The sequence below is a fragment of the Collinsella tanakaei genome (assembly GCF_016900375.1).
GTDB lineage: Bacteria > Actinomycetota > Coriobacteriia > Coriobacteriales > Coriobacteriaceae > Collinsella.
The window spans coordinates 1-7,108 of the sequence record NZ_JACJKB010000027.1 but is presented as its reverse complement, the minus strand read 5'-3'; the positions used below and the strand labels follow the sequence as shown (position 1 = coordinate 7,108).

The following is a 7,108-nucleotide window of genomic DNA, read 5'->3' as shown; positions in this document are numbered from 1 at the left end:
CCAGAGGGCACGCACGCCGAAAAGGGGCTGCCGCAAAAGGCGGCAGCCCCAGAAATGGGGGCGGGGTCCAACCCCGTCCCCGCCGCATCACCTACTTACCCTGAGCGGCAAGCTTGCCCGCACGGCGCCCGAACGTCATCGTGCGACCCACGGCAAGACCCGTGAACAGGTTGGGGTAGCTCACCGAGAAGAAGCCACCGGAGTCGTTACCCACCATGAACAGGCCGTCGATCTGCGTGCCGTCCTCGCGAATGGCGTGCATATCGGTGTTGATGCGCACGCCGTCGAGCGTGCACAGGAACCAGCAACCCGTGCGGATGCCGTAGTACGGCGGATGGTTGAGCTCCATCAAGCGATAGGGCTCCTTGTTGTAGTCGTCGTCGTGGCCCTGACGCGCGAACTCGTTGTAGCGGTTGAAGCTCTCCACCGTCTTGTCGACCGGGATGTTCAGCTTGCTGGCCAGCTCCTCGATGGTGTCGGCCTTCATGAGGTAACCGGCCTCCTCGAGGTTCTCGAAGTCGGCGGCCATCTGCTCGATCCCGCGGTTCGAGGGCGCGCCGTTGTCGAACGGGTACAGGCGGCAGCAGCCCACCTCGTTCATGATGCGCACCTGCTCGACGTAGTCGGAATCGAAGATGTCCACATACGTGTGATCGGGCTGCATAAACGCGGAGTGCAGCATGTAGTCGTAGGGACCCGACTCGTTGCAGAAGCGCTCGCCGTTGAGGTTGACCTTGAGGAACGGCTGCTCGCCGAACCACCACCATTTGCCCTTGACGTCGGAACCCGCCGTCTCGTCGGGCTTGCAGCAGGCGCGGTTGAACGTGACCGCGCATCCGATGGGGTCGATATCGGCGCCGCACCACATGGCGGCCTTGATGCCGTCGCCGGTGGGCGAGCCGCCAGGCGCCGTGTTGATCTTCAGGCGGTTGTTCCACGCCTGGCGCGCCTCGACCATCGCGTTGTTGGCAACGTAGCCGCCGGTCGCCAGGATGACGCCCTTCTTCGCGTTGACGCGGATGAGCGTCTGCTCGCGGTCGTCACGGCAGATGATGCCGGTCACGCGGCCCAGGTAATCCTGCTCGCAGCGCACGAGCGAGGTCTCGAAGCAGAACTGCGCGCCGAGCTCCTCCGCGTAGTGCTGCAAATCGACGCCGAAGCTCAGGTCCTTGTCGTCCGAGAGCTTCTCGGGGCTGTGACCCGTCGCCCACGCGCGGTCGCGCGCCTGGCCGTTGTCCGTGCCGATCGAGCCCTCGTGCCACATGCGAAAATCGCCGTTGCGCTCGCAGATCTTGGTCAGCCAGTCGACCATCGCGCCGGACTCATCGGCCCACAGCTTGATCAGGTTGTAGTCCACGAAGCCGTTCGCATAGCGGACGATGTCCTCCATGGCCTCGTACTTATCGATGTGGAACTGCGGGAACTCCTTCTCGGTCTCCTTCTGGAGCGCCGAGTCGATGGCGCCGATGTCCTCGCGCACGTTGGAGACCTTCGCCTGCTGGTCGATGCCGAGCACGCGGACGCCCTCCTCCGCTGCGGAGATGATGGCCGGGATGCCGCCCGTGCCGCAGCCGACGACCACGACGTCGACGTCGATGGTCTCGGCGATCTCGTCCTCGTTGACCTCAGGTGCCTCGCCGAGCCAATCCGGCGTGGTCACGCGCTGCGTGGTGGGGTTGACGGCGGCCTTGGCGACCTGCTCGCCCTCGCCGCAACCGGCGAGCGACACGGCGGCGGCGCCGGCGATGGCAGCCAGACCCGCACGTCCGAACAGCCCGCGGCGCGTGATGCCGCCAGCGGCGTTCATGCTCTGCTTACTCACTGGTAGCCACCCACCCTTCCGGAAGCTCCATGTCGTGGCACTTCGCGCAATACAGCTCGTTGGTCGTATGGATCTTATGGCAGTCGTTGCAGGTGATCGAGCCGTCCTGATGGCTCGCATGCGGGTTGTACTTCTCGTCGTTGCCCGCAAAGCCCCACGTGCTGTCCACCACGGCGTCCCAGGTGTGGCAGCCCTCGCGCGTGCAGAACTCCTTCGTGAGCATGCTCTCGTCCTTGACGAGGAAGCCCTCCTCGTCAACCTGATAGCTGTCGGTCGCCCAGTGCGCGAACTCGCCGAGCTGGCGCACCGTCGAGCGGTCGTGGCACGACAGGCAGTTCATCCCGGCGGCCTTGTGCACGGTGATGCCCAGACCCGGATCGTCGCTGTCGTATCCCGCGACGTAGTTTGCCATCGGGCTGTGGCACAGCGAGCTACAGAACCCGGGCGTCGTGCTCCAGGTGTAACCGGCGACGCCGAGCACGGCGACCGCTGCCACGACGATCACGGCGATGGTGACGCGCTTGTTCTTGGACAGCGACAGCCGGACCTTCTTGGCGGCTTCGGGCGCATCCGCCGTCTCGGGCGTCTCCTTGGATTCAGCCATGGCTCCTCCCCTCCTTTTGATGCGGCATCCGGGCGCGCTTCGCGCGAAATCGGCATGCCGCGGCCATCCTGACAAGCCGGCAGTATCGCGCGCTCGCGGGTACGCGCCTAGTACCCCAGCGGGGTGATTTTTGCGTTTTCGCAGGTAGACCGCTTGCACTGTGAGTACCCCCGGGGTCATCTTGCGAATAGGCCACCGATGCGCGGGCCTTATCCGGGCATCGTTGTACAAGTTAGCCTATATGAACAGCCGGTTTTCAGCGTTTCTTTCGCAAGGGCTCGAGTAGAAACAGATCGCGTGCGGAAGCTCACTTCATCTACCAGCGGTTTTCTGAACGATACCCCTTCGAAAACGCCTTCTACGCGCAGAACCGGGAAAGAAACGCTGAAAACCGGCTGTTCATAAAGGCTAACTTTATAATCCAGAGCTCCAAGGCAGCCGAATCGCACGTGCGATAGGAAAACGGGACTGCCTTCCCTGCGCTGCGGGCATACTAGCGGTAAACGCGTATGAGGAGATGGTCCGTTATGTCCATTCTTGCTGCTTATGCTGTTCCGCATCCGCCGCTGATCGTCCCCGGAGTCGGAGGAGGCCGCGAGCGCGGTATCCGAGCGACCATCGACGCCTACCGCGAGGTGGCGCGCCGCATCGCCGACCTTGCGCCCGAGACCATCGTGATCTCGAGCCCGCATTCGACGTCCTACCTCGACTACCTGCACATCTCCGGGGGCGCGGGCGCGCGGGGCACCTTCGCGCAGTTCGGCGACCGCGCCGACGGCAGCCACGTTACCTACGACGAGCCGTTTGTCGACGCCCTGTGCCGCGCCGCCGACGCATGCGATCTGCCCGCCGGAACCGCAGGCGAGCGCAACCCCGAGCTCGATTGGGGCGTGCTCGTACCGCTCCACTTCGTGCAGAAGGAATACGAGCTGCGCGCCGAGACGGGCGCGCAGCCCCCTGCCTACCGTGTGGTCCGTATAGGCCTTTCGGACCTTTCTCCGCGTGACCACTATCGCTTGGGCGAGCTCGTGCAGCATGTCGCAGGGGAGCTCAGCCGCCGCTGCGTCTACATCGCCTCGGGAGACCTCTCACACAAGCTTGAGGCGGACGGCCCCTATGGCTTCGCGCCCGATGGCCCCGTGTTCGACGATTTCATCTGCCGGGCGTTTGCCGAGGGCGATTTCCTTTCCCTGCTGACCGCTGACCCCGGCATGTGCGAGCGCGCGGCCGAATGCGGACTGCGTTCGTTCCAGATCATGGCGGGCGCGCTCGACTGCACGCCTGTGCGCTCCGAGCTGCTGTCGCACGAGGGGCCGTTCGGCGTGGGGTACGGCATCGCAGCATTCACGCCCACGGGAGCTGCCGGATCCGACGAATCGCGCGCGATCGGCGACCAGTACGATGCTTGGCACGCCGACGACATGGCGCGGCGCAAGGCTGCGGAAAGCCCCTGGGTGCAGCTCGCGCGCTATTCGCTCGAATCGTACGTGCGCGAGGGCAGGCATATCGACCCCGCGCGCGATTTGCCGGAAGACCTCGCCCACGCCCTGCCAGACGAGCTGTTCTCCACGCAGGCGGGCGCGTTCGTATCGCTCAAGAAGGACGGCCGGCTGCGCGGCTGCATCGGGACCATCCTGCCCACGCGCGACACGCTGGCTGCAGAGATCTGCGCGAACGCGATCTCCGCCGGCTGCCGTGACCCGCGCTTCTCCCCCGTCGAGGCCGATGAGCTCGACGAGCTGGTCTACGACGTGGACGTGCTCTCGGCGCCCGAGCGCATCTCGGGGCCCGAGGAGCTCGACCCGAAGCGCTACGGCGTCATCGTGAGCGCAAACCGCGGGCGGCGCGGCCTGCTGCTGCCCGACCTCGACGGCGTGGACACCGTCGAGGAGCAGATTCGCATCGCCGCGCGCAAGGGCGGCATCAACCCCGACGAATCGAGCGTCACCCTTGAGCGCTTCACGGTGACGCGGCATCTGTAGGCACCCGGCACACGGACCCACCTGCCGAGAATATGCATATTCTCGGCAGGTGGTAAACGGTTTATCTGGCAAAACGCAAGAACACCTTCCGAGAATATATATATTCTCGGAAGGCTTGCAGTAGCATCGGCAAGGCATAGCCCGAATCGAGGCACTATGGACGATCGCACCCCCGCAACCTGCACCACATGTCCACGGCATTGCCGGCTCGCGCCGGGGCAGCTCGGATTCTGCCGAGCACGCCGCAACGTGGGCGACGCGGTGGTCGCCGAAACCTACGGCCGGGTCACCTCGCTTGCCCTCGACCCCATCGAGAAGAAGCCGCTCGCGCGCTTCCGGCCGGGGACATTCGTGGTGTCGCTCGGCAGCTACGGATGCAACCTGCGCTGCCCGTTTTGCCAAAACGCCGAGATATCGCAGGCAGGCAGCGCGGACATCCCCTGGCGAAGCATCGCCCCCGAGGAGCTCGTGGACCTCACGCTCGACGCCCGCGCACGCGACCCGCGGGTCATCGGCATCGCCTACACCTACAACGAGCCGCTCGTGGACTGGGAGTACGTGCGCGACTGCGCGCGCCTCGCCCATGAGCAGGGCCTCGTGAACGTGCTCGTGTCCAACGGGTGCGCCGAGGCCGCCGTCCTCGACGAGCTCGCCGGCCTGATCGACGCGGCGAACATCGACCTCAAGGGCTTCACGGATGCGTTCTACGATGCCTGCGGCGGAGCCCCCGGCGCGCTCGCCTGCGTCAAGAACACCATCGAGCGTCTGGCGGCGGACCCCGCCTGCCATCTGGAAGTCACGACACTCATCGTCCCCGGCATGAACGATACGGACAACGAGATCGATGCGGCAGCCCGCTGGCTCGCGGGCCTCGACGGCGGACGCGGGCACGAAAGCATCACCTACCACGTCACGCGCTTCTTCCCGCGCTGGCACCTGACCGACCGCGGCCCCACGCCCGTGGAGACCGTATACCGCCTTGCGGACGTTGCCCGGCAGCACCTCGAGCACGTCTTCACCGGCAACTGCTAGGCGACATAATTGTACCTGGCACTAACTTGTCGCCAGACGCTCCAGCGTGTCGCCCGCCAGGCGATAGACCGTCCACTCGTCCATGGCCTCGGCGCCAAGCGAGCGGTAGAAACCGATGCTCGGCTCGTTCCAGTCGAGGCACCACCACTCCATGCGGCCGCAGCCCCGCGCGCGGGCGATGCGTGCGAGCTCGCGCAGGATTGCGTGGCCGAAGCCCCTCCCCCGCCACTCGGGGCGCACGTAGAGATCTTCCAGATACAGGCCGCGCCTGCCCAGGAAGGTCGAGAAGTTGTGGAAGAACAGGACGAAGCCCACGGGCTCGGGCTCGCCGGGAAGCTCGGCCAGCAAAACTTGCGCCCCGTGCTCGTCGAACAGCTCGCGCTCGAGCGTCGGGGCATCGGCCACCACCTGGTCCTCCAGCCGCTCGTAGCGCGCGAGCTCGCGGATGAAGCGCAGCACGAGCGGCGTGTCGGCACGTTCGGCAAAGCGGAAGGTCAGCTGATCGGCGGTCACCGCATCCATGGGCGCTCCTTTTTCGAAACGAGCGGGCTAATCGATGGTGATATAGGACGGGATGCGCCCCTGCCGGCGCAGGGTTGCCATCATATGGCGCGGCACGGCATGCAGCGCGCAGGGGCCGATCACGTTCCCGGCGGCCCGTTTGGCCTCGCGCGTGCCGTTGGCCGTGGCGTAGGCGTGCTCGAAACGATTGAGCATGGCGATGTCGTTGCCGCCATCGCCATAGACCGCGACCTCATCCTCCGTGTAGCCGTAATGCCGTGCGAGCCAAGCGATCGATGCGCCCTTGTTGACGGCGGGGTCGGTCATCTCGAACATCACCGGAGAGAACGGAGCGTTGACCACCAGGTCGCTATGCTCGGCGATGAACGCCTTGAGCTCCTGGGCGCGCACGGGATCGGCCACGCGGCAGTTGACCTTGACCACGCTTCCGTCGAGCAGGTCGGAAAGCGGCGTCTCGAAGAAAATGGACTGCTGGAACACCTGGCGCATGCCTCGCATGGCGATCTGGCGCCACCAAGGATCGGAGGCGAAGCCTGCCATGCGCATCTCGGGCGTGCCGGTTGCGAAGGTGCCCTCGAGCTTGATGCAGTCGAAGCAGATGTCCGGAAACGCGGGGACGAGCTCCTCGATCAGCTGCGGGCTAACCGGAAAGGTTTTGAGCACGCCCTCGCGGCCGACCACGATGGAGCCGTTCGCGCTGCACATCTCGACCGGCAGGCCGTCGAAGCCGTGCTCGCGATTGGAAAGCATGGTGCGCCCGGTGGCGATTACCATATGCGCGCCCGCATCGACCACGGCGTTGACCGCGCGAGCGACCGTGCGATCGACCTTATGAAACGCATTGAGCAGCGTGCCGTCCAGATCGGCGGCGAACAGTTTGATCATAGGCGTATTCCGAACCTCTCGATTGACCGCCAACCATGGTACCCCAGCGCGCAAAAGCGGGTGCTTCCTTCTTATGAAAAACGAAGAGCACATGCCCTGCGTGCACGGCGACCGACCGAATGAGGGGCGAGGTCGGGCATCCCCTCCGACAACGGAGACGGCTTGCCCAGGCGCCGCAGGTTGCCGCGAAAGCCGAGGGCGCGCGCCTTGCGTGCGGCGCCCAACGATTGAACGGCAAGATGCGGTGCCTGGGCCACACTG

Annotated in this window: 6 protein-coding genes; 2 read left to right on the top strand and 4 right to left on the bottom strand. The window is 65.5% G+C overall.

Going from position 1 to position 7,108, the window contains the following annotated elements; all coding sequences use genetic code 11:
- Positions 1-91: 91 nt before the first annotated feature.
- Together H6A16_RS10350 and H6A16_RS10345 are read right to left on the bottom strand one after the other, a co-directional pair.
- Complete coding sequence (locus H6A16_RS10350) at positions 92-1,822, bottom strand: FAD-binding protein (protein WP_204618908.1); 1,731 nt, start codon at positions 1,820-1,822, stop codon at positions 92-94.
- Positions 1,815-2,426, bottom strand: coding sequence for a cytochrome c3 family protein (locus tag H6A16_RS10345; protein ID WP_204618906.1), 612 nt, complete (start codon positions 2,424-2,426; stop codon positions 1,815-1,817). The genes H6A16_RS10350 and H6A16_RS10345 overlap by 8 nt, the downstream gene beginning before the upstream one ends.
- Positions 2,427-2,953: 527 nt before the next feature.
- Between H6A16_RS10345 and amrA the strand changes: the two genes are divergently transcribed.
- Positions 2,954-4,408 (top strand): AmmeMemoRadiSam system protein A, encoded by a 1,455-nt coding sequence (gene amrA, locus H6A16_RS10340; protein ID WP_204618903.1) that lies wholly within the window; start codon positions 2,954-2,956, stop codon positions 4,406-4,408.
- 156 nt (positions 4,409-4,564) lie between these two features.
- Positions 4,565-5,440: an AmmeMemoRadiSam system radical SAM enzyme gene (amrS, locus tag H6A16_RS10335; protein ID WP_204618901.1), complete on the top strand. Its 876-nt coding sequence runs from the start codon at positions 4,565-4,567 to the stop codon at positions 5,438-5,440.
- 21 nt (positions 5,441-5,461) lie between these two features.
- Here amrS and H6A16_RS10330 read toward each other — a convergent pair whose 3' ends face one another.
- Both H6A16_RS10330 and H6A16_RS10325 read right to left on the bottom strand, forming a co-directional pair.
- Positions 5,462-5,962, bottom strand: a complete 501-nt coding sequence (locus H6A16_RS10330) for a GNAT family N-acetyltransferase (RefSeq protein ID WP_204618899.1) — start codon at positions 5,960-5,962, stop codon at positions 5,462-5,464.
- Positions 5,963-5,989: 27 nt separating this feature from the next.
- Positions 5,990-6,847, bottom strand: a complete 858-nt coding sequence (locus H6A16_RS10325) for an HAD family hydrolase (protein ID WP_204618896.1) — start codon at positions 6,845-6,847, stop codon at positions 5,990-5,992.
- Positions 6,848-7,108 lie beyond the last annotated feature (261 nt).

What these genes read in the sequence shown, in the direction of transcription:
- H6A16_RS10345 (WP_204618906.1), bottom strand. Translation starts at nt 2,426, where the DNA reads ATGGCTGAATCCAAGGAGACGCCCGAGACGGCGGATGCGCCCGAAGCC.
- amrA (WP_204618903.1), top strand. Translation starts at nt 2,954, where the DNA reads ATGTCCATTCTTGCTGCTTATGCTGTTCCGCATCCGCCGCTGATCGTC.
- amrS (WP_204618901.1), top strand. Translation starts at nt 4,565, where the DNA reads ATGGACGATCGCACCCCCGCAACCTGCACCACATGTCCACGGCATTGC.
- H6A16_RS10330 (WP_204618899.1), bottom strand. Translation starts at nt 5,962, where the DNA reads ATGGATGCGGTGACCGCCGATCAGCTGACCTTCCGCTTTGCCGAACGT.
- H6A16_RS10325 (WP_204618896.1), bottom strand. Translation starts at nt 6,847, where the DNA reads ATGATCAAACTGTTCGCCGCCGATCTGGACGGCACGCTGCTCAATGCG.